21 protein-coding genes, 1 other RNA gene and 1 pseudogene are annotated in these 21,969 nt (G+C 38.8%); 12 read left to right on the top strand and 11 right to left on the bottom strand.

The window, feature by feature from the left end; genetic code table 11:
* Positions 1 to 103: 103 nt before the first annotated feature.
* Positions 104 to 1,651 (top strand): B12-binding domain-containing radical SAM protein, encoded by a 1,548-nt coding sequence (locus SLP02_RS15960; protein WP_319421682.1) that lies wholly within the window; start codon positions 104 to 106, stop codon positions 1,649 to 1,651.
* A 40-nt stretch (positions 1,652 to 1,691) separates the two neighbouring features.
* Here SLP02_RS15960 and SLP02_RS15950 read toward each other — a convergent pair.
* A pseudogene (locus tag SLP02_RS15950) lies at positions 1,692 to 2,755 on the bottom strand (ABC transporter ATP-binding protein).
* Positions 2,756 to 2,837: 82 nt separating this feature from the next.
* On the opposite strand from SLP02_RS15950, the gene panB reads away from it, so the two are divergent.
* From panB to SLP02_RS15930, 4 genes are all read left to right on the top strand, one after another.
* On the top strand, positions 2,838 to 3,617 hold the full coding sequence (gene panB / locus SLP02_RS15945; RefSeq protein WP_319421679.1) for a 3-methyl-2-oxobutanoate hydroxymethyltransferase: 780 nt from the start codon (positions 2,838 to 2,840) through the stop codon (positions 3,615 to 3,617).
* Between the two features lie 362 nt (positions 3,618 to 3,979).
* The gene (locus SLP02_RS15940; protein ID WP_319421678.1) at positions 3,980 to 4,885 is read left to right on the top strand and encodes an oxygen-dependent tRNA uridine(34) hydroxylase TrhO; all 906 of its coding nucleotides are present in this window, start codon (positions 3,980 to 3,982) and stop codon (positions 4,883 to 4,885) included.
* A gap of 94 nt (positions 4,886 to 4,979) precedes the next feature.
* Entirely contained in the window at positions 4,980 to 5,939 is a 960-nt protein-coding gene (locus SLP02_RS15935; RefSeq protein ID WP_319421677.1) for an aldo/keto reductase, read from the top strand.
* Between the two features lie 250 nt (positions 5,940 to 6,189).
* Positions 6,190 to 6,495 (top strand): hypothetical protein, encoded by a 306-nt coding sequence (locus tag SLP02_RS15930; protein ID WP_319421676.1) that lies wholly within the window; start codon positions 6,190 to 6,192, stop codon positions 6,493 to 6,495.
* Positions 6,496 to 6,616: 121 nt separating this feature from the next.
* Here SLP02_RS15930 and SLP02_RS15925 read toward each other — a convergent pair whose 3' ends face one another.
* The gene (locus SLP02_RS15925; protein ID WP_319421675.1) at positions 6,617 to 6,802 is read right to left on the bottom strand and encodes a hypothetical protein; all 186 of its coding nucleotides are present in this window, start codon (positions 6,800 to 6,802) and stop codon (positions 6,617 to 6,619) included.
* A gap of 419 nt (positions 6,803 to 7,221) precedes the next feature.
* Between SLP02_RS15925 and SLP02_RS15920 the strand changes: the two genes are divergently transcribed.
* On the top strand, positions 7,222 to 8,256 hold the full coding sequence (locus SLP02_RS15920) for an isocitrate/isopropylmalate dehydrogenase family protein (protein ID WP_413467389.1): 1,035 nt from the start codon (positions 7,222 to 7,224) through the stop codon (positions 8,254 to 8,256).
* A 44-nt stretch (positions 8,257 to 8,300) separates the two neighbouring features.
* On the opposite strand, the gene SLP02_RS15915 is transcribed toward SLP02_RS15920, so the two are convergent.
* The 4 genes from SLP02_RS15915 to SLP02_RS15900 all read right to left on the bottom strand — a co-directional run bounded on the left by SLP02_RS15915 (position 8,301) and on the right by SLP02_RS15900 (position 12,390).
* Positions 8,301 to 9,008: a hypothetical protein gene (locus tag SLP02_RS15915; protein ID WP_319421673.1), complete on the bottom strand. Its 708-nt coding sequence runs from the start codon at positions 9,006 to 9,008 to the stop codon at positions 8,301 to 8,303.
* Positions 9,009 to 9,011: 3 nt separating this feature from the next.
* Entirely contained in the window at positions 9,012 to 9,365 is a 354-nt protein-coding gene (locus SLP02_RS15910) for a hypothetical protein (RefSeq protein ID WP_319421672.1), read from the bottom strand.
* 101 nt (positions 9,366 to 9,466) lie between these two features.
* Complete coding sequence (locus tag SLP02_RS15905; RefSeq protein ID WP_319421671.1) at positions 9,467 to 10,582, bottom strand: MotA/TolQ/ExbB proton channel family protein; 1,116 nt, start codon at positions 10,580 to 10,582, stop codon at positions 9,467 to 9,469.
* Between the two features lie 329 nt (positions 10,583 to 10,911).
* Positions 10,912 to 12,390 carry an aminotransferase-like domain-containing protein gene (locus SLP02_RS15900; RefSeq protein WP_319421670.1) on the bottom strand — a complete coding sequence of 493 codons (1,479 nt, stop codon included), beginning with the start codon at positions 12,388 to 12,390 and terminating at the stop codon, positions 10,912 to 10,914.
* A 206-nt stretch (positions 12,391 to 12,596) separates the two neighbouring features.
* Here SLP02_RS15900 and SLP02_RS15895 point away from each other — a divergent pair, with 206 nt between their 5' ends.
* The 3 genes from SLP02_RS15895 to SLP02_RS15885 are packed head-to-tail and all read left to right on the top strand — an operon-like array spanning position 12,597 to position 13,869.
* A complete protein-coding gene (locus SLP02_RS15895; RefSeq protein ID WP_319421669.1) occupies positions 12,597 to 12,812 on the top strand; it encodes a hypothetical protein in 216 nt (71 codons plus the stop codon).
* A gap of 34 nt (positions 12,813 to 12,846) precedes the next feature.
* Entirely contained in the window at positions 12,847 to 12,993 is a 147-nt protein-coding gene (locus tag SLP02_RS15890; protein ID WP_319421668.1) for a hypothetical protein, read from the top strand.
* A gap of 3 nt (positions 12,994 to 12,996) precedes the next feature.
* Positions 12,997 to 13,869: a DMT family transporter gene (locus SLP02_RS15885; RefSeq protein WP_319421667.1), complete on the top strand. Its 873-nt coding sequence runs from the start codon at positions 12,997 to 12,999 to the stop codon at positions 13,867 to 13,869.
* A 17-nt stretch (positions 13,870 to 13,886) separates the two neighbouring features.
* On the opposite strand, the gene SLP02_RS15880 is transcribed toward SLP02_RS15885, so the two are convergent.
* A complete protein-coding gene (locus SLP02_RS15880) occupies positions 13,887 to 15,242 on the bottom strand; it encodes a proton extrusion protein PcxA (protein ID WP_319421666.1) in 1,356 nt (451 codons plus the stop codon).
* A 233-nt stretch (positions 15,243 to 15,475) separates the two neighbouring features.
* Here SLP02_RS15880 and SLP02_RS15875 point away from each other — a divergent pair, with 233 nt between their 5' ends.
* Complete coding sequence (locus tag SLP02_RS15875; RefSeq protein WP_319421665.1) at positions 15,476 to 17,590, top strand: DEAD/DEAH box helicase; 2,115 nt, start codon at positions 15,476 to 15,478, stop codon at positions 17,588 to 17,590.
* 299 nt (positions 17,591 to 17,889) lie between these two features.
* Here the strand turns inward: SLP02_RS15875 and SLP02_RS15870 are convergent, their stop codons facing one another.
* The 4 genes from SLP02_RS15870 to rnpB all read right to left on the bottom strand — a co-directional run bounded on the left by SLP02_RS15870 (position 17,890) and on the right by rnpB (position 20,744).
* Positions 17,890 to 18,498 (bottom strand): flavin prenyltransferase UbiX, encoded by a 609-nt coding sequence (locus SLP02_RS15870; RefSeq protein ID WP_319421664.1) that lies wholly within the window; start codon positions 18,496 to 18,498, stop codon positions 17,890 to 17,892.
* A gap of 15 nt (positions 18,499 to 18,513) precedes the next feature.
* Positions 18,514 to 19,263, bottom strand: coding sequence for a HEAT repeat domain-containing protein (locus SLP02_RS15865; RefSeq protein WP_413467388.1), 750 nt, complete (start codon positions 19,261 to 19,263; stop codon positions 18,514 to 18,516).
* A gap of 167 nt (positions 19,264 to 19,430) precedes the next feature.
* Entirely contained in the window at positions 19,431 to 20,174 is a 744-nt protein-coding gene (gene rnc / locus SLP02_RS15860) for a ribonuclease III (RefSeq protein WP_319421662.1), read from the bottom strand.
* Between the two features lie 22 nt (positions 20,175 to 20,196).
* An RNA gene (gene rnpB / locus SLP02_RS15855) (RNase P RNA component class A) lies at positions 20,197 to 20,744 on the bottom strand.
* A gap of 158 nt (positions 20,745 to 20,902) precedes the next feature.
* Between rnpB and SLP02_RS15850 the strand changes: the two genes are divergently transcribed.
* Entirely contained in the window at positions 20,903 to 21,508 is a 606-nt protein-coding gene (locus tag SLP02_RS15850) for a DUF3611 family protein (protein WP_319421661.1), read from the top strand.
* An 85-nt stretch (positions 21,509 to 21,593) separates the two neighbouring features.
* Positions 21,594 to 21,947, top strand: coding sequence for a DUF565 domain-containing protein (locus SLP02_RS15845; RefSeq protein WP_319421660.1), 354 nt, complete (start codon positions 21,594 to 21,596; stop codon positions 21,945 to 21,947).
* Positions 21,948 to 21,969: the final 22 nt, after the last annotated feature.

Here is a 21,969-nt window from a genome sequence, read left to right as displayed (position 1 = left end):
ATAAAGATTTAGTAGTAAAAATTACATAAATCTTTAACGACTTTTAACCTATTAGGCAGGTAAGCTTATATAACTTTAAATTGTTAATCTGAGGCATCACATCATGCGGGTTTTATTGTTATACCCCCTATTTCCTAAAAGTTTCTGGTCATTTGAAAAGACTTTGGCTTTAGTAGACTGCAAAGCTCTTATGCCACCTTTAGGTTTAATTACTGTAGCTGCTATTCTGCCTCAAGAGTGGGAATTTAAACTAGTAGACCATAATGTCCAGAAAATCGCTGAGTCGGACTGGGAGTGGGCAGAGTTAGTCATTTTGTCGGGCATGATTGTGCAGAAAAAAGATATGCTCGTTCAGATAGGAGAAGCTAAAAAAAGAAATAAGCTGGTAGCCGTAGGTGGTCCTTACGCTACTACATCTCCCCAAGAAGTAGAGTCTGCCGATTTTTTAGTCTTAGATGAGGGAGAAATTACATTACCCATGTTTATTGCTGCTGTTGAGCGTGGCGATCGCAGTGGGGTTTTTCGCTCTACAGAAAAGCCAGCGGTAACGGAAACTCCAATTCCTCGTTATGACCTACTAGATCTTAACGCCTACGATAATATGTCGGTGCAGTTTTCCCGTGGCTGTCCTTTTCAGTGTGAATTTTGCGACATCATTGTTCTTTATGGACGTAAACCCCGCACCAAAAATCCCCAACAGTTATTGGCTGAATTAGAGCGAATCTACGATCTAGGTTGGCGCGGTGCCGTGTTTATGGTAGATGATAATTTTATTGGTAATAAACGCAACGTTAAACTGTTGCTTAATGAATTAAAAGTTTGGATGGCAGATAAAGGTTATCCTTTTGGCTTAACTACAGAGGCTTCGGTAGATTTAGCTCAAGATGAAGAGCTACTCAAGCTGATGGTGGAATGCAACTTTAAAAAAGTTTTCTTGGGCATTGAAACACCAGATAAAGATAGCCTAGCTCTTACCAGTAAATTTCAAAACACTCGCGATCCTCTAACCGAATCTATTGATAAAATCACTAGAGCGGGAATGCAGGTAATGGCTGGGTTTATCATTGGTTTTGATGGCGAAAAACCTCATGCAGGCGATCGCATTGTCCAGTTTGTCGAGCAAACCGAGATTCCTTTGGCAATGTTTAGTATGCTTCAGGCTTTACCCAGCACCGCTCTGTGGGATAGGTTGGAAAAAGAGGGTAGATTGCTCAATTCAGCAGCAAATATCAATCAGACTACCTTAATGAATTTTGTGCCGACGAGAAACATTGAAGACATCGCCACAGAATACGTTAATGCGTTTTGGCAGCTTTACGATCCTTCAGCTTATCTAGATCGCATCTTTCGCTACTATATGAAATTGGGTGAAGCTAAAAACGTGGTATCTAAAAGACCTAGCCTCAAATCAATTCGCGCGCTGCTTTTGATTCTATGGAAGCAGGGAATTATAGCTCAGACTCGCGTAAAGTTTTGGGCTAATTTGATTCAAGTATTGCTCAAAAAACCTCGTCAGCTAGAAATATACTTAACTCTTTGTGCCTATTTAGAACACTTTACCGAGTATCGATTTATTGTTAGAGAACAGATTAACACTCAGTTAGCTAACTATATGGCCTCTAAACCGAAGGCGGAAAAAGCGCTTAGGTAAAAAGTAGGGGCGAACGGTGGTTCGCCCCTACACCCTGATTTTAACCGAGGCGATCGCCATTTTCGGCATTAAACCAATGAATTTTATTTGGTTTAATTGCTAGTGAAATAGTGTTATCTTGCCAATCACCATCACTGGGTAATAATGCCCTAATAGTCAGGTTAGAATCAGTAATCTTGAGGCTGACTAAATTATCTTTTCCTAACTGCTCAACTAAATAAGCCCGACCCATAATATTAGACTCTAATTCAGAAGACGCTAATGATACATCTTCAGGGCGTATACCAAAGATGATTTTAGATAGTCTACTCGTCTTGGGGGGTAGCTCAAATTCATATTTGCCTAAAAGTGCTTTGTTGCCCTCGCATCTCAAGGTTAAAATATTCATTTGCGGACTACCAACAAAGCTGGCAACAAATTCATTGGCTGGATGGAATAAATGCGACTGGGAGGATCTAATTGCTGAATCAAACCATCTTTTAAAACTGCCACCGTGGTAGAAAGAGACATCGCCTCAGTTTGATCGTGGGTAACATAGACTACAGGCTTGTTTTGCTCTTTAAATAGCTGTTTCATCTGCGCCCTAACCTGCTCTCGCAGTAAAGCGTCTAAATTACTAAGAGGTTCATCTAGTAAAAATACTTCAGGATCGCGTACTAAAGCCCTAGCTAAAGCTACCCTTTGTCTTTGTCCACCAGACATCTGACCAGGCTTGCGATTGAGTAAACTAGTAAGCTCTAATTTATGCGCTGCATCATTCACTTTAAGATTGATTTCATCCTGGGGCATTTTACGCAGCTTTAAAGCAGTGGCAATATTTTCGGCTGCGGTCATGTGGGGATAAAGGGCATAGCTTTGGAAGACCATTGCCATATTGCGATCGCCTGGAGCAGCCTGATTGAGGTTTTTTTGCCCAATCATCACCTGACCTTTGGTGGGTGGCTCTAAACCCGCAATCAGCCGTAATAAGGTAGACTTACCACAGCCTGAAGGTCCTAATAAAGTTAAAAATTCACCATCGTCAACTTCTAAGGAAATGTCTTTAACTGGAATGACATCAGGACGGTATTTTTTTTGTAAATTTAGTAATTTTAGTTTTGCCATGTCTAAATAAATAAGTTATTTTATTTCAGCTTTTATAATAGGAAGACAGCCGATAAGATTGTATAACCAGCTTAAGGGAGCAATGGCAGTAACTATACAGCAATTAACTCAATGGAAAGAAGCAGGACGGTCGATTATTTCTCTCACAGCCTGGGAATATAGTCTGGCGCAGGTATTAGATCTAGCAGGAGTAGACATAATTCTGGTAGGAGATTCTTTGGCGATGGTGGGCTTGGGTCATAATAGTACTCTGCCTGTAACCCTAGACGAAATGATTCATCATGCTAAAGCCGTTTGTCGCGGGGTCAAAAAAGCCTTGGTTGTCTGTGATTTGCCTTTTATGAGCTATCAAGCTAGTATCACGCAGGCAATGGAAGCAGCAGCAAGAGTGCTAAAAGAAACGGATGCAGCAGCTATAAAGTTGGAAGGAGGAAGTTCGCGCATCGTTGAAACAGTTGCCGAATTAACCGCCGTAGGTATTCCTGTCATGGGTCATGTTGGCTTAACTCCCCAGTCATTTCGGATTTTAGGCTACAAGCAACAGGGAAAAACGATTGAAAACGCAAATTTAATTATCGATCAGGCGATCGCCTTACAGCAAGCGGGAGCATTTGCGATTGTTCTCGAACATATCCCTAGAGATTTAGCTGCCACCATTACTTCTAAGCTAACTATTCCTACCATTGGTATTGGTGCAGGGAATAAATGTGATGGTCAAGTTTTGGTTACCGCCGACTTATTAGGCTTGTCAGCCAAACAGCCACCTTTTGCTAAATCTTACGTCAACTTACGGCAGGTTATTAGTGATGCCGTTCAAGAATTTAGTCAAGAAGTACAAAATAAAGAGTTTCCTCAGTCATGAGTAGATTGGTGAAATTAAATGTAAAACCAAGTAATCAAGATATTACGATCTATTTTCGTTACTTATTACTTACGTCTGATGTGAATTAAAAAGGGTTAATTCTCTCTCAATATCTCAAATTTGTCTGTAAAACCATTACTTAACCCTGGGGGAACTTTCCCCCAGACCCCCTGTTGGGGAGGTGACGACCCTCCCCAAACCCCTTCCGTAGCATTAGATTAACCTTGATTTTAGCAATGATTGAATACGATTCTTGTAAGCTCTTTTTATTCCTTGAAAGATTAAGCTTTTTATAAGCTGATAGTATAAAAGTTAATTCGCATTAGACGTATTACGTATTACGTATTACTTATTACTCATTCATGTCTTATACCATTGCCACTTTTTATAAATTTGTGACCATCTCGGAGATTGAAGCAAGAAGAGGGCAAATATTGGCATTTTGTCGAGAAAATAAAGTTAAAGGTACAATTATTCTGGCGCAAGAAGGAATTAACGGTACGATCGCTGGAGGCAATAAGGCGATCTCAACTGTATTATCTTATTTACGTACCATTCCTGGTTTAGCGGATTTAGAATACAAACAATCAACCTCCCAAAAGCTACCTTTTGTCCGACTAAAGGTAAAAATTAAATCAGAAATAGTTACTCTAGGCATACCCGAAGTAAATCCGACTCAGCAAGTGGGTACTTATGTTGCACCCCAGGACTGGAATCAGATCATCAGCGATCCAGAAGTAGTAGTAATTGACACCAGAAACGACTATGAAGTAGAAATTGGCAGTTTTCAACGAGCAAAAAACCCCAATACTCAATCTTTTCGCGAATTTCCTGAATACGTAGCCAAAAATATCGACCCCAAACAGCATTCAAAAGTAGCCATGTTCTGCACGGGAGGAATACGCTGCGAAAAAGCTTCGTCTTATATGCTTTCCCAAGGATTTAAAGAGGTGTATCATCTCCAGGGAGGAATTTTGAAATATTTAGAAAACGTGCCTCCCCAAGAAAGTATGTGGTCAGGAGAATGCTTTGTCTTTGATGAACGAGTTGCAGTTAAAGAAGGATTAGAGATTGGTAATTATGAACTATGCTACGCCTGTGGACATCCTATATCAGAAGCGGATAAAAACTCTCCTCAATACGAATCATATATCTCTTGTCCCTATTGTTGCGATCGCCTAACCCCAGACAAAAAATCCCGCCAAGAAGATCGTCGTCAAAATAGAGAATATCAAAAACAACAAAACAGTTTAAATACAGATTTTTGAGATCCTCGCACTGTTAAACGCTAATGCAGAAAACACGACGCTTAAAATAGATCATAATATCTATAAGAATCGATACACCAAAAGATTATAGATTATGGAAACGCGATCGCTAGGAAAATCTGAGATCAAAATTACTCCTGTCCTGATGGGAACTTGGCAAGCAGGTAAAAAGATGTGGGTAGGAATTGAAGATGCAGAAACCATTAAAGCTATTCGCCAGGCTTATGAAGCTGGGATAACTACTATAGATACAGCCGAAGTTTATGGCACAGGTCATTCAGAACAGATTGTTGCTAAAGCTTTGAGTGACGAACGGGATAATGTCGTTTATGCCTCCAAAGTATTTGCCAATCATCTTGAATATAATCAGGTAATCGAAGCTTGCGATCGCTCTTTAGAAAATCTTAATACCGACTATATCGATCTATATCAAATTCATTGGCCTTCTGGTTCTTTTAATAGCGAAGCTGTGCCTATCGAAGAAACTATGAGTGCTTTAAATAAACTCAAAGAACAAGGTAAAATTCGAGCGATTGGGGTTTCTAATTTTTCTGGTACTCAATTAGAAGAAGCAAGCCAGTATGGACGGATTGATAGTTTACAGCCTCCTTATTCCCTCTTTTGGCGCAAAATAGAAAATGATGCTGTGCCATATTGTGTAGCCAATGATATCTCAATTTTGGCTTATTCCTCCCTAGCGCAAGGATTACTTACAGGTAAATTTGGCTTAGATCATCAGTTTGCCGAAGGAGATCATCGAACTGATAATACGCTTTTTAAAGGAGAAAACTATCAACGCGCTCAAAAAGCTTTAGATCAACTTCGTCCCATTGCTAAAAGCCATAATTGCACTTTGGCGCAACTTTCCTTAGCCTGGTTGATCGCTCAACCTCAAGCAAATGCGATCGCTGGCGCACGAAATGCAGAGCAAGCAGTAGATAATGCTAAAGCAGCTTCAGTTACTTTATCTTCTGATGAATTGCAGCAAATCGATCAAATTGGTAGACAAGTAACCGATCATCTTGATAACAAACCCATAATGTGGGATTGGTAATAGCCTTTAGCTCAGAATATTAATATAAAACTACACCTCTTGCATGAATCAGGCGATTGCGCTAAATTCACCCCACACAATCGCTTAAATTCTTATATGCGTGCAAGCCCTTTGTCTTTTAGATTTTCTATTTGTTTGTAGGTCATTCTTTTTTCTACTCTCTGACCTACTTTCCTCATTTTCTCTCGATTCATGCAAAAGGTCTATCATATAAACAGTGATAGAGAGATTTATAGTAAATTTAACAAAAATGAAAATAAAGTTGATTAGTAAAACCTTTAGTCTAGCTGTGTTAGCTGGAATAATATCATCGCTGCTAAGTCCAACTTTAACCCAGGCGCAGACAACGCCAAAAATGCAGACAATGCCTAACAATATTGTGTCGCAGTCCACGACTCCTGAGCAAATACAGTACCATCAAACTCTCGGACAGATGCAGCAAATGTTGCGGCAAATGCAGCAGCAAGTCGAGCAAATGACCCCAGAACAACTGCAACAAAACCGTCAACAACTGGAGCAAATGATGAAACAGATGCAGCAAATGTCGGGGCAGTAGAACTCCTTGACTGAAGACAATTCCCAGATGCAGCAAAGTTTAAACTATCACCCTAAGAGTGAATAGAGAACTAAATAAGCCAAGATTGTTGGAGAATAAAGTAATTGTTTGAATATTTCAGCTAAATCGGCGGTAAGAAAAAGCTCTCAGAAGAATTGCTTTTCTGTTTTTTATTTCCCGACAACTCTTTTGATTCGGGTACTTTTTGTCTCAGCACACCTGCCATCTCCTCAAACAGTTGTGGCTTTACCTCACAAAAACGCTTGAACTTCTTCTCACTTAAATTTTTGATTTGTTCGTAGGTCATATTTTCTTTCGCGATCGCATCATCATCTTACTTTCCTTATTTTCTTTCTATTCATGCAAGAGGTCTACTATAGAAGCGATCGCGCAATTAGAGTCAGACTTTTAGCTTGTATTGAATAATTTTTAAGCGTCATGTTTCGTATCTACAGGTGAAGGATCTAAGATATGCGATCGCTTGTACTCTATTATTTGATTAGATAAATTCTTTACAACCTTTTAAAGTGGCAACAGGTCGCTTCACAAATGACCGAGAGGGATGCGTGGGTCAGTTGCGGCTAAAGCCTTACTCGCGCATATCCAATCGAGGTGTTGAGAATAATTCCTATTTGCGAAGTGGCTTGGGGTTGTTTTCAGGTTATGAGTTTGTTATTGAAGCAAATTTGCTGGGTTGACTCTAATTCAACAATGAATAATGAAATAATGACCAAAGAATATCAAATAGCTGCTTTACCAGGAGAGGGAATTGGTTTAGAAGTAGTGGAGGCGACGCTGACAATTTTGCAACAGGTAGCTATAAAACATGATTTTAAACTGCAAGTAGACTATGGCGTAATTGGACAAGCAGCATTTCAACAGTATGGCTCGTATTTTCCCGAATCAACATCTCAATTATGTAGTCAAGCAGATGGTATCCTCTTTGGTGCAGTTAGTAGAGGTGGATTATTAGAACTAAGAAAGAAGTTTGATTTTTTTGTTAATCTGCGTCCAGTTAAAATAATTCCTAGCTTATTAGATAAATCTAGTTTAAAAAGCGATCGCCTTGCAGGAGTAGACATTTTATTTGTTCGGGAGTTAGTTAGCGGGATTTACTTTGGCGCATCAGGGAGAGGAGAAGATGCGCTGGGTAACTATGGTTATCACACCATGCAGTATTACGACTGGCAGATTAAACGTATTGCTGAAGTTGCTCTAGCAAAAGCCAAAGCAAGACGAGGCTTACTTACGGTAGCTCATAAGGAAAACGCCTTACCTCATTTACCTTGGACAAAATTAGTAGAAGAAGTTGCTCAAGAATATCCTGATGTTATTGTTGAGCCGATGCTAGTAGATAATTTAGCTATGCAGTTGATAATAAATCCCCAGCATTTTGATGTTATTTTGGCAGGTAACTTATTTGGGGATATTTTAAGCGATCTTGGTGGTGCTTTAGTTGGCTCAATAGGTTTATTAGGTTCTGCTAGTCTTAACGAGTCAGGCTTTGGTATGTACGAAGCGATTCATGGCACTGCACCTAATATAGCAGGAAAAAATTTGGCTAATCCTTTGGGGACTTTAGCTAGTGCAATGATGATGTTAGAACAATGGGGTGAAGTAGCTGCGGTAAAAAGTTTACAACAGGCTAGGGATACAATTCTCTCCCAGGGTTATCGCACTCAAGACTTGTATTCACACGGCACAGAAACTCTTGTTACTACTCAAGAATTAGTAGAATTGTTTTTAGAAGAATTATTCTAATAGAGCTTTTAGCTACTATAAGAAAGTAGTTACTGAAAATACAGCTACTGAACATTAATCTTTCTACCACCCGAACCAAATACTTGAAATGCTAGTTTTGTATCTACTGTTTGGGGTTCCCAGCCTACATCAAAACCTCGATCCCAAGCTTGTTGTCTGGCAACTCTAAAAGCTTCATAACTATCAGCTTTGACAACAAATGCCAAAAAGTCTGTTTCGGGATCGAGATCTTTCAGAATTGTTTGAAATTCAGAATTAGCTTGATTTAATCTTGATGGAGTTTCTCCTACAATTGAATCTTTAGGCTTATAAACTAAAGACTCACCAACTAGCTGAACATCATAATATTTGGTGCTGGCTTTAAAATTTTCTACTGCTTCAATCTGCTCTTTTTGGCAAGCTTGATAATCTTCAATTTGATTTGAATAGTGACGATATAAACTTGGACTAATCTGTTCGGGAATATTTGGTTCATAACATTCAGGTAATGAAGAAACCAGCTTTTTGATTTGCAGATCAATATTTTCTTGGTTAACGTAATTAACTTTTTGATTGCGAACTTCAAAAAAACGAGGCTGCTTATCGCTTTTAGTAATCACAGGAGTTTTAATTGTTGTAGTCGCCTGAGCGGCAACAAGATAGACAAATAAACAAATAAATATCAATACACCAACTGTATTCGTGAGAATATCTAAAAAAGAGTCTAGATTTTGACTTGGATTAGCTTGGTTTAAATATTTTCTTTTTTTCATTACTTATTTTGATGGTTTGATTTGCAGTTGCCAATCTTGATCTATAGGCTCATAACCAATATCAATTCCTTCAGACTCAATTAATTCTCTAATTTTTTGGAATACTTCAATACCATCGGGTCTAATTGCTACAATTATATATTCTTCTTTTTCTGCTTTTATTTGCGAAAAAAGCTGGTTTAAAACTGAATTTGATTGGTTCAAGTCCTCAGTTGCTACAAATTCTTGACTGGGATGAATAATTACACCATTTTTTTGACATTCAACATATAGAGGTATTTTATTTTGATTTATTGAGCCACTATTTTTGGCAATGATTGTAACTTTTTTAGTATTCCCATTTGCTTGAACAACCAATAAAATAATTATTAAAACTAACGTGCCAATAGTACAAAACAAAATAGATAGAAAAGGGAATAAATCTATCTCAGGTGGAGAAGATGAAGATCGATGGCGCATTATAGTTTGTTATTTTGATTTTTTTCTTCAACTAATACCAGGCGACGAGGTAAATTTAGTTCTTTAAGAACAGGTTCAAGTTGGGCGAGGTTATCACTTACTCGCTCTAAAACTTTGTCTAATTGAGATGATGTACCTAATTCTGAACTAATATTTAAACCTTGCTGAAGTTGTGTCACAATAGCTACTCGTTTTTCTAAAACATTAGTTGTCAAATCTATTTGCTCTAATAATTGAGTATTTGCTGTCTGAATTTTGCTGGCTTCTTCAACAAATTTTTGAGTACGATTAATAGCTAAAGATTCTACTGAGTTTTGCGCTTTATCTTTGATTTTTGTAAGTAGTTGATCGTTAAGATAAATATCAACTGCCAACAATAATTGAGATTCAAAACGTTCAATTGCCACTAAAGGCAGCATCACTAATACACTCAGAAGTAATGCTAACAGCGTTGTATCAAAAGCGATCGCCAAACCGCTAGTAACTAAGCCAATTCCTTCTTTGATTTGCTCAATTTCCTCAGCCCCACTTAAAAAACTAGAAAATCCAGTTACCGCCGAACTAATTCCCATAACAGTGCCAATAAATCCCATGAGAGGGATAGCCCAAATTAAAATTCTTGGCAACACATAAGAAGATGCAGAAGCAGCAGTATAAAATGACGAGTCGTCTGCAATAAATTCTGCTACTGTAGTTCTATTTCCTGAGCTTATATAAGCTGCCAAAACTCGACCGCAGCGAATAGAAATAAAACTTTTGCCTTGAGATAAACTTTTTTGTAAATCGACAAGCTCAAAAGAATCATAATTGTCGAAATTAATGTGTTCAGGAATTAAATTCTTGGATAATTTGTTCCATTCAGAATTAATTTTATTAAACTTGAACCAAGTAAATACCGCTACAACACTAGCTAATAAAATTGTGAGGTACTGAGTAAAGCCTCGTTTATACAGCAATTCACCAAGATATGAGTTGATGAATAAAAGACACACTCCGTAAACAATAACTGTCAGTCCAATAGCGGTAATTGCAACCCTAAAAAGATCGATATCTAAGATATTATGAAAAGATTTGGGAGACTTTGAATTAATGTGCTTAGTTTTTTTGCTATTCATTAAAATTCACTAAAATCAGAATCCAGCTTTCTTATTCATAGAATTCCCAGATTAGATATGTAACTCATCATTTCCGCAATTCTGATGGTGAATTAGTCTTTTTGTCTTTTTTGTTACCAGAAAACAACAAGCGATTAGACTTCTTGCAACTGTGACAGGGTTATTTCATTTTGACTGAATTGAGCGGAGAATTTATTTGGTTTCTGAAAATGACTTTAATTTAAAAATTTGAGTTAATTAGGACTTGCGCAAAATAAACTTTTTAATTCTGCATATATCGTAAGCTGGGCATTGACCACGCTACATATAGTCTCTCTGCGTAAGTCCTGTTAATAATGATTTTTGTCGATTTGAGTTGTTTTCGCTAAGTGTTTCTTTAGTAACTTACCTAAAATACTAATACCTTGATCAATTGTTTCTGGAGTATGGGAAAAGTTGAGGCGCAAAGCGTTATAACCTTTTTGTCCTGGGAAAAACGGCATACCAGGACAAACAAACACATTTTCTTGCCAAGCTTGACGAGCAATTGTCACCAGTGAAACTTCATCTGGTAACTGCACCCAAAGAAATAAGCCACCATTGGGTATAGTCCAAGTAGCTTCTTGAGGGAAATAACGTTCTAAGGCTTGTAGCATGGCGTTGCGACTACACAAGTTGCTAGCTCGGAGATGATTGAGATGACGACGATGATGCCCCGAAGCCAGATATTCGCTGACAATTGCCTGAGAAACTGTAGAAACATGAAGATCGTGAAACAGCTTTTGTTCTAACAAGGGACGATAATGTTTTCCAGTAGCTAACAGATAACCAACTCTCAAGCCTGGCATCAAGGTTTTAGAAAATGTGCCAGTATAAATAACCGAATCACTGCCATCTATGGATTTGATTGGTGGAGGTACAGGTTCAAAGTTTAAACCTTCATAGGAATTATCTTCTAAAACTAAACACCCATATTTTTCGGCTAAAGCTAATAGTTGCTGCCGATGCTGGAGAGTAGTTGTAATACCTGTAGGATTTTGAAAAGTCGAGACAGTGTAAATCAGCTTAGGGTGATGACTTTGCAAATACTGTTCTAAAAGCTCTAAGTTCATTCCCGATGCCTGCATGGGAATACCAATAGTCCTCGCGCCAATATTTTCAATAATATCTAAAGTGCCGTAATAAGTTGGACTTTCAGTTACTATCCAATCTTCAGCCTGGAGATAATAATTCATTACCAGGGATAATCCTTGTTTTGAGCCATTGGTAATAATTAAATCATCGGCAGAAACTTCTAATCCCAACTGAATCAGCATTTTGGTAATTTGCTGTCTTAAAATAAGCTGTCCTTGGGGAAAGTCATAGTTGTATAAGGTTTCTGTTACCTGTTTCATCGCTCGTCTGGCATGACGCTGTAAATCTTTTAAACCAGACGAAATAGGAAAACCACTACTAAAATCAATTACTCCAGGTTTATTATTTGCCTGTACGGAAAGTTGATAAATATCGAAAAAGGAAATACTTTTTTGTTGGGGAATAATTACTTCTTGAATTGGGGCAAAATTGGACTTTGGTTGAACTGAAATTAAAGATTCTGGGTTTACAAAATAACCCGAACCTGGACGAGCATGAATCAATCCATCTGCTTCTAAAACACTATAAGCCTCAATTACAGTTAGTTTATTAACCTGAGCATTTTTTGCCAAAGAACGAATTGAAGGTAAACGATCGCCTGTTTTTAAACTTCCTGATTTAATCAAACGACTAAGGCGATCGCGAATTTGTAAGTAGACTGGTTTTACTGCTTGACGGTCGATAGGAATTTTCACTTTCTAGTTACTCAATTCGCCTTCCGTTATCTTACGTTATCTCTTGCTAGTTTTGCTGGTACGCTTTTGACTAGTTTTTAATAGAACAGTTTGTTTAAAAAAGTAACTGTACTAGCAATATTTTCGCTTTTTGTACCTTCTTATTTTTAATTTAATTGGCGATAGTGATAGTAGGTTTTTTGGCTAGAGTTTATCTAGTAAATGTAATGAAAATTATTCAAAATACGATTTCTATAATTGATAATTTTTGGTCAAAGTTAAGTAAGAAAAGAACAGAATTAAAAATTTGGCGAAAAGGCGATCGCGAAGGTAATAGTTATTGGGTAGTTTTCAATCCAATTACAGGTTCATATAATCATTTTTCTGACGAACAAGAAGTGAGAATATGGCTTGAAAAAAGTTATTACGCTCAGGCAAAATAGCTAAACTAATTTAATATTTAAAGAGGAATTTAAAATGAACCCGTCTAAAAACAAACCAGATTTAGTTTACGAAAAAATAGAAATAGAAGAAAACAAAATAATTCTCTTCTGTCAAAAGTTTTGGCAATTTAGCAAATTCTATGGTGAATATCTTGGTAGTCTCCACTCCAAAAAGAAATAACCAATGTCAGATTTAAAATCGCGACAAGAATTAATCGGCTTTGGATACGGATTTATAGGAGTACTAATTTTCAGTCTAACTTTGCCTGCGACTCGTCTGGCTGTCGCCGAATTAGATCCAGTTTTTGTTGGTCTTGGTCGCTCAATTGTAGCAGCAGGATTGTCGTTAATTTTGTTGATTGCTACTCGTCAAACCATACCGCCTTGGAGATTTATACCGAGATTTGGGATTGTAGTTATTGGGGTAATTATTGGCTTTCCATTACTAACGGCGATCGCTTTACAGAATACTCCTGCTTCTTATGCAGCGGTAATTATCGGACTCATGCCATTAGCTACTGTCCTGTGTGGTGTATGGCGAGGGAATGAAAAAGTCTCTATCTCTTTTTGGATTTTTGCCCTAATTGGCAGTGGCTTAGTAGTTAGCTTTGCCCTGATGTCTGGCGCAAAATCGATTAGCCTAGCGGATCTTGCTTTATTAGGGGCAGTTGTAACCTGTGGTTTGGGATATGCTGAAGGAGCTATCTTAGCACGTACTTTTGCTGCTTGGCAGGTTATTTGTTGGGCATTGGTACTCTCTATGCCAATTTTGTTGCCAATTGTACTTAAACACTCTCCTACTTCGCTGGAGTCTATATCTCTAAATGCTTGGCTGGGTTTTTTTTACGTCAGCGTTTTTAGTATGTTTCTGGGCTTTATTGCTTGGTATCAAGGTCTCGCCATAGGTGGTATTGCTCGTGTTAGCCAAATTCAATTAATTCAGCCTTTTCTGACAATTTTAGCATCAGCAATATTGCTCAAGGAGACTTTGACAATTACAACTCTTGGTTTTGCTGTGGCGGTAATTATCTGCGTCGCATTAGGCAAACGTTTTTAGCAAACGGGTAAATTTATTTATTCGTTCATATTTTTATAAGTTGCCACGGAAGAGGGTGAAATTCGATTGAGATAGCGGAAAATCCAGTATTTTAAAACCGTGTCTAAAATTACTGGAAAAGTAGCAATAAACAGGAAGTTAAACTCTCTATTTTCAGGTAGTCCTAAATGACGAGCAATGCCTTCTAAGATGATCTCCCAACCGTGAGGAGAATGATAACCTACAAACATATCAGTTAACAAAATAATTAAAAAAGCCTTGGCACTATCGCTCAAACCATAGGCTATTTCATCAAGAAAAGATTTGATAACTTGAATTTCTCGTTTACAGAAATAAATAATCCCTGCAAAAGCCAATAAAGAAAATAAATCAGCAAAAACATTGCCGATCGCATTAATTCCTCGACCTTTAAATGCTAATGATAATTCTTCAGCTTTTTCGATGATTTTCTTTTCTTGTTCTTCAGGAGAAAGAGCAGGTATTAAACCAATCATACTTTTGAAACGAAGTTCTTCTTCGTAATTACGAAGCTCCATAAAAGCTTCTTCTTCGAGATCTTGGTTGATAAATAAAACTTGTTGTTGATGATCGACAGAATATTGCTTTACCAAAGGCATAATAATCAAGCTTTTTGAGACTTGATGGGTTAATAAGGGAATAATAATTAGAATTAATAAAAAACGAATTGAAATTGCAGTTTTATTACGGCTTTTACGAAATCTTTTAACTACTTCTTCTTCGGTATTTTCTGCTTGCGGATCGATTTCCTGCCTAATCCGACCAAGAGTCCGCATAAAAGAACGAGGCAAGACACTAGTTTTATCAGTAATAGTTTCTGTATTGGAATCCTTGGCGTTTTTCTCGGAAATAGATTGATTTAAGGCAAGCGATCGCTTATTATTGTTAATAATTAAACGGTTATTCTTTTGATTTTTCTCTAAACGGCGGGTGGGGATAACTTCAACATCTTCAACCGTGGGATTCTTATATTTGTAAATAATGGCGTCAATATATGCCAACTTTTCTACTACTGTAAGTTCGCCACGGGCATCTTTAAAACCGTTAGTATAGCGAACGATACTTTGACTAGAATTATTAGGCTGGGTATCAGAAAAAATCAGTAAACCTCTGCTAATCCTAAATTCTGCTAGCCTGGCTTTGATGGTGCTGAGATAATTATTAACGTCGCTGCGAAATACTTTTATTACGCTATCTGAGTATTCCACTGAGCTAGCAGACACCATTTGCCCATCAAAATGATCATCTTCGATCGCCTTAATCTTAATTGCTGCTCGATAAGCCGCATCTAAAGCTCTTTCAGGAGTGCTAGATAACCAACGTCTACTGGCATTTAAAATATCTTGAAGTTTCATTTAATTTAAAACAACACCATCAGTAATCAGGTTGAATTTTTGCTTGATTATAGAGAGCAGGATTACAACCTTTATGATACTCAAGTATTGGGCGTATATATACTAATAAGTAAGAAGTAGGAAGTTATAGGTTATAGCCCTTCGGGTTCGGGCGCGTTCCCTTGCGCCTGACGGCGACGCGGGGTCGCCCTCAGTTATAGGTTATAGGTTAATAGATTATAGGTTAATAGATTGTGTCTACTTCATCCCTTTGGATTACAGGAACAACTCGTACAGGCAAAACTTCTCGTTTGGTAACGGAATTTTCTGCTTGGGTAAGAAAACAGTTATTAAAACCTAAGATTAAAGCTCTGCCTCAAAATTTAGCTTCTGCTATTTTAGTCTTTGCTGCTAATAATCAAAGCCGTCGCCAATTAAGCGATCGCCTTGTTCTCGCTGTAGATGGAACTTATCCCGTAGTTTGTAAAACTTCTGTAGGCTTTATTACCGATGAGGTGATGTTATTCTTTCCCTTAATTTTTGAACAGTTGAATCTTAAGGCACAATTTCCGTTGCGACTGCGCCCTGAAACCGAACAAGAGTTAGCAACTCAGCTATGGCGATCGCAAGCAGATTGGTCAGCTTTGTGTGAATTTGACAACGAATACCGTTTGGTAAGACAAACTTTAGATCTAATGCAGCTAGCGGGGACTAGCGGTGTGCCAACCGAAGATATCTCCACCATGTTATCTCAGGGTTTAGCAGGATTAGATTTAGTTGAGCAAGATAAAAGCCATCTCTGGCAAAGAATGGGAGAATTACTGTTACTCTGGCGATCTTGGTGTTTGGAACGGGGTTTGTTGACCTATGGTCTAATTTACGAGCTTTACTGGCGTTATTTATTACCCAATCCTCAATATCAGCAACACTTGACAAACCGTTATCAGGCAGTTTTTGCCGATGATGTAGATGATTATCCAGCGATCGCTCGCGATCTATTTGAGTTTATGCTCGATCGAGGTGCATATTCCGTTTTTACCTATAATCCCGATGGCAAAATTCGCTTGGGCTTAAACGCCGATCCAGATTACATAGCAGGTTTAGCTGCTCGCTGTCAGCAGGAAAAATTATCTCCTTCTACTAGTAATATAGCCGTTTTTGCTGATACCGCAGTAGATTTGGTCACAGAAGCAGCCTATCTCGTTGATGCCCCCGAAGCTATTCAGTCGGTACAAACCATTTCCCGTGCGGAATTATTGCGTCAAACTGCCGAGATGATAATCCAGGCTGTTCAACAGCAGGGGCTTAAGCCTTCAGATATTGCCATTATTGCCCCTGGTTTAGATGAAATTGCCCGCTATACTTTAATCGAAATTCTGGCTGCTAAAGGTATTCCCGTGATACCTCTCAACGAACAACGTCCTATCATTAGCTCGCCTTTAGTCAGAAGTCTACTTACCTTATTAGGTTTAATTTACTCCGATTTAGGTCGCTTGGTTGACCGTGACTCCATCGCCGAAATGTTAACGGTATTTAGTCAAAAATTTCAAAATGATCGATTAACTTCTCACATCGATCCAGTGCGGGCGGGCTTAATCGCCGACTACTGTTATCATGTCGATCCAGAACATCCTTATTTGTCTGCTGTAGAAACTTTTCCCCGTTGGGATCGTTTGGGACATCAAGCCACCATAGCCTATCAAGAAATTGTTAGCTGGATTGAAAACACCAAAGTTCGACAGCAGCAGCAAAGTTTTTTTACACCGACGATTTTGTTATCAGAAGCTATTAAGCACTTTTTAAACAATGGCGCACATTTAACCAGTGACAGGCTGGCAATACTGCGAGAATTAATGGAAACCGCCCAACACTTTTGGGAAGTAGATCGTCGCCTGCGACAAAATGAACCTAGTTTTCAAACCCAGGCTGCTACCATAGCCCAATTCATCAACCTGTTGCGTCGTGGCACAATTACCGCTAATCCTCGCCCAATGAGTCAATTTTCTCCTCAAGTAGAGGCAGTTACCCTAGCTACTGTATTCCAGTATCGTTCCCTGCGATCGCATCATCCCTGGCAGTTTTGGCTGGATGCTAGTTCACCTCTCTGGTCACAGGGCGGTGCGGCAACTCTATTTGCTGCTCCTTTATTTCTTAAACAATGGTCAGGAAGAGTCTGGATGCCTGAAGATGAATATGAGATGGATAAAGCTCGTTTGGAGCGTATCCTGCGAGATGTTATGGCAAGAGCAGAAACAATATTTCTTTGTCATAGTGACTTGGGAGTTAACGGTACAGAACAAGCTGGGGCTTTATTGCCTTTAGTTCATGCAGCAAGACAATATGTTTTTCCAGTAATTACGTCTAAGTAGGCAGGAAACAATAAACCTTGGTATAGATTGACTGGGAGACCTAGGGGGCTGGGGGACTAGAAGAATTCTATTTTCAGTTTAATTATGTTGCTCTACTTGGTGTGAATTTAAAAACGGAGTGAGTCGCTTGAAAACCTATAGCTGTAAGCTTTTAAATGATTCGTAATATCAAGCAGTATCGAGATAATCATACCAATTTAAATTAAAGACACAACACATTATTATTTGTAGGGGCGAACGGCCGTTCGCCCTAACGAGATATTTGTAGTAAATATTATTTAATTTGGTATCAGCAATTGCTAACTGCTTTTCCAACGCTTGAGCGGAATGCAATCAATATCGAGAGTATCTAAAGCACGAGCTACCACAAAATCCACTAAATCTTCAATAGTTTGAGGATGATGATACCAGGCAGGAATAGCAGGAACAATTTTAACCCCAGCCTCAGCTAAAGTAGTTAGGTTGCGCAGGTGAATGAGACTAAATGGGGTTTCTCTAGGAACAACTACTAAAGGTTTGCCCTCTTTAATCTGTACATCTGAGGCTCTTTCTAATAGATCGGAGCTTAAACCTGTGGCAATTTTAGCTACTGTACTCATGCTACAGGGAATAACGATCATACCCAAAGTCCGAAAAGAACCACTAGCGATATTGTCCCCCACATCATTCCAGCGATGACAGTTAAGGGTTCCCCCCTGCATAATTCCCGCCTTTTCTCGCCAAAATAATTCTTGTTCTTCTGGGTCGGTGGGCATCCGAATGTTTTCTTCTGCTTGCCAAACCATATAGGTAGCACGAGAAGCAACTAGCTCAATTGAATAGTCAGCAGCCAGTAAATACTTCAAAGCGCGCACAGCATAAATCAGTCCCGAAGCACCGCTTACGCCTACAATCAGGGGTTTTGTCATGTAATATTTTATCGATTAAATTAATCCTTCAAATTCCAATTCTTCGATCATTTGTAGACCGCCAGGATCGCCGACCTTGAGAATAGCACTTCTGGCATCATCTTTGACGCTAAGATCGTCATCTTCAACCAAAGACTCAACTAAAGCATCGATCGCCGTGGCATAAACCACGTTAGAAGGTAGTTCGCGACATAGTTGCCCAATTGCCCAAGCACAGTTACTGCGTACTGCTGCGGTGGGGTCTCGTCTTAAACCTTGAATCAAAGGCGGAATAGCAGCAATAATATCGTCATAGTCTAAAGGAGCTATCTGCGCTAAACCACTAGCTGCCCAAAGTCTAACCGCCGAGATATCAGTTTTCAAGGCGTGAATTAGGGGTTTAAGAGCGCGACGATCTTTACTGTTGCCCAAAGCCCAAACAATTCCCTTACGCACATAACCATTAAAATCTCTGGCTAATAATTCAATCAGCGGTTCAACAGTACTAGCATCGGTATTGCGACCTAAAGCATAGGTAGTACTAACTCTAACCAAAGGGCAAGTATCATCTAAAAGTTTAATTAATAAAGGAATAGAGCGGGGATCTTTCAATTCACAAAAAGCCCTTGCTGCTAACATTCTATCGGCAGCAGTTGTCGATTCTAATAACTCCAGCATTCGCTCTGGGTCTGGTGGAGGAATTTCTGATGATAAGTTTGTAGAACTTGTTTGACCTAAAGGATTACTGGATTCGTTTTCGATTAAATTTAGATCATCATTTTTCATCATCGCTTCTAAAGGCTGTTTTATTATCTAATTCCTAGTGGGCGTGGAATATGCTGCTTTATAAGCAGCATATTCCACGCCCAGTGATTTATCACCAGACTAGCTAAAATCTTATATTTTCCCATACTACTATTTGATTGTATTGGCGCAAAACTATTAATTGATAATCATTCATTTGGTATAGCTAAAAGAGCTTCTTTTGCTGCTGCTTGTTCGGCAGCTTTTTTAGAACGTCCTATCCCTGTAGCTAAACAGCGATTTTCCAACCAGACTTCAGCTATGAAGCGATGAGCTTGATATGAAGAAGGATCTGGTGTTGCTTCGGTTTTGGCTAGTTTGAAATCTTTGTTTTCCCGAACTCGGTATTCAGGCAAAATTTTGTGTTTTCTCTGAGTCCATTCCTGTAGAGCATCTTTATAATTAAAGCGAGCAGGATCGTTTAAAACCTCTGCTGCTCTAGTTTTTAATGCCCCATCTAGCCAAGGACGAATCAAATCCATATTGTGAGTGCTGAGGTATAAAGCTCCTAATACTGCTTCAAAAGCGTCTGCTAACCAAGACTGTCTGCCGATAGGGTTGCCTGTGGCATTGGTACCAATCAATAAATATGGTTCAACTCCGTAACTTTCAGCCAACTCCGCCAAAACGCGATCGCTTACTAAAATAGAACGAATAGCAGCAAATTCCCCTACCGATTCTTGGGGATAGGTTTCTAATAATAGTTCTGCTGCAATTAACCTGACCACAGAATCGCCAACAAACTCTAGCTGCTCATAGTTGTGAGTGCGAGAGATACTAGGATGAGTCAAAGCCAAATCAAGCAAAGACAGGTCAACGTCTACAGCAGACGGTAACCCAAGCTTGCCTAGAAATTTTTCTAATTGTTTTTGTCGTCTGGGATCTGCAAACATTTAGCTAGGGACAAAATAGAATAGAGAGAGTTAGAACGTAAGCCGGATTCTGTTCTCAAACTTAGATAATGTAACAAAATGCTACATCAACTTCAGCCAAGGGTAGTTATCTATCTGGGATGTTTGTTACCAAACACCTCTTGCGGCTCTCCAAAGCGGTGATTGGACAAGCTGCTTAAGAAGCAGCAATTCGAGCTACCCAGTGCGCCCTTCGGCGACTGGGTAGCTCGAAGTCCCTCACCGCCAAAAACGGGACTGGAAAAAGACCAACCATAATCCCTCCGTCCTTGCTCCCTACCGGGGTTTACCGAGCCAGTACCTCTCGATACTGCTGGTGCGCTCTTACCGCACCTTTGCACCCTTACCAAACTCATTTATCATTAAACATTTATCATTTATCAGTTTTTGCTGTTCAATGTTCAATGTTCAATGAAAAGGCGGTATTTTTCTGTGGCACTCTCCTCGCGATCGCTCGCACTGGGAATTATCCAGCAAGTATGGTCTTTCGGGAGTCCGGACTTTCCTCAAATCTGCCTCCAAGGACAAATTTGCAACTACCTCGCTAACTCTCTCATCTATCTAGTTTATTATTGATTGATATATCTCAAATAATTAAATGAATAACTATAGTTAAAATAGCCTTTATTGCTCAGAAAACTAGCCTCAAAAAATTTACTAGATATTAAGTGTACTTTTATTAATCATCAACTACCAAGGAAAACTCAACCATGGCAAAAGAATCAGAAATTACCCCATTTTCCCAAGATCCTAGTTCACGTACTGCCCCAGCTACAAAATCTGCCCGAATGCTTCAAGCAGCTAATGCCCTCAAGTGGGGTGGGTTAGCTGGATTCTGGATTCAAGTATTTTTAGGAGTTGTCTCTTCTGTTACCTTAGCTTTAGCCATTACCAATCGAGCGCAAAGAAGTACTCCAGGCGTTGGATTTAGCATATTTTGCGGTGTATGTGGATTGATCTGTTTAATCGTCGGTATTTGTATTGCCTTTAGATATGGCAAGATGGCAGCTAAATTTGCTCAACCAAACACTGCTCCACCCAAAAAATCTACCACGATCAAAATAATTCAAATTGGTATTATTACTAGTCTAGTCGGTACATTAATCACTATATTGGGTGCGGAAACCATCGCGGGTCTTGTCCTCTCGAAAACTTTGTCTTTTGATCCTGCAAAAGTTTTTAATAATCAAAGCAATACAGAATTTGTTAATTCTTTAGATGTATTTATTATCCAAGCCTGTATCAATATTATCGCTGGTCATTTTGTTGGTTTGGTAAGTTCTTTTTGGATTTTTAACCGTATTGATAAGCATTAAACATTGTAGGGTGGGCAAAAAATAGTTTTGTATTTTACCTACCAATCAGCTTTTGTTGCCCACTAAATAGTAATTGATAATTGAAATGCAACGTACTCGTCTTAACAGTCTGGTAGAGATTACAGACTCACGCTTAGAATTGATGTTTAGTAATCCTTGGCGACGTATTGCCTTGAGCTTGATTAGTTTTCTTTTTGGATTTTTTATGGGTTCGGCAATTGCAACTACTGCGGGACAGGATGCAGTCTGGGATGTTCCCGCAGCAGCGGTTTTGCTTATCTTTACTGAATTAACCAGTAAGTTTGCTTATAGTCGTCGCAACCGTCAACAAGCAGCTTTTTTACCCGTCAGGCGATCGCTTTATGTAGACGTATTCAATTTATTTAAAATTGGTTTAACCTTTAGTTTATTTCTAGAAGCCTTTAAGCTTGGTTCATAATCGCATATAACCTATAACCCAT

The sequence above is a fragment of the Pleurocapsa sp. FMAR1 genome, assembly GCF_963665995.1.
Taxonomy (GTDB): Bacteria; Cyanobacteriota; Cyanobacteriia; order Cyanobacteriales; family Xenococcaceae; genus Waterburya.
Note: the sequence above shows the minus strand (reverse complement) of the source record. Positions and strands in the feature narration are given on the sequence as shown.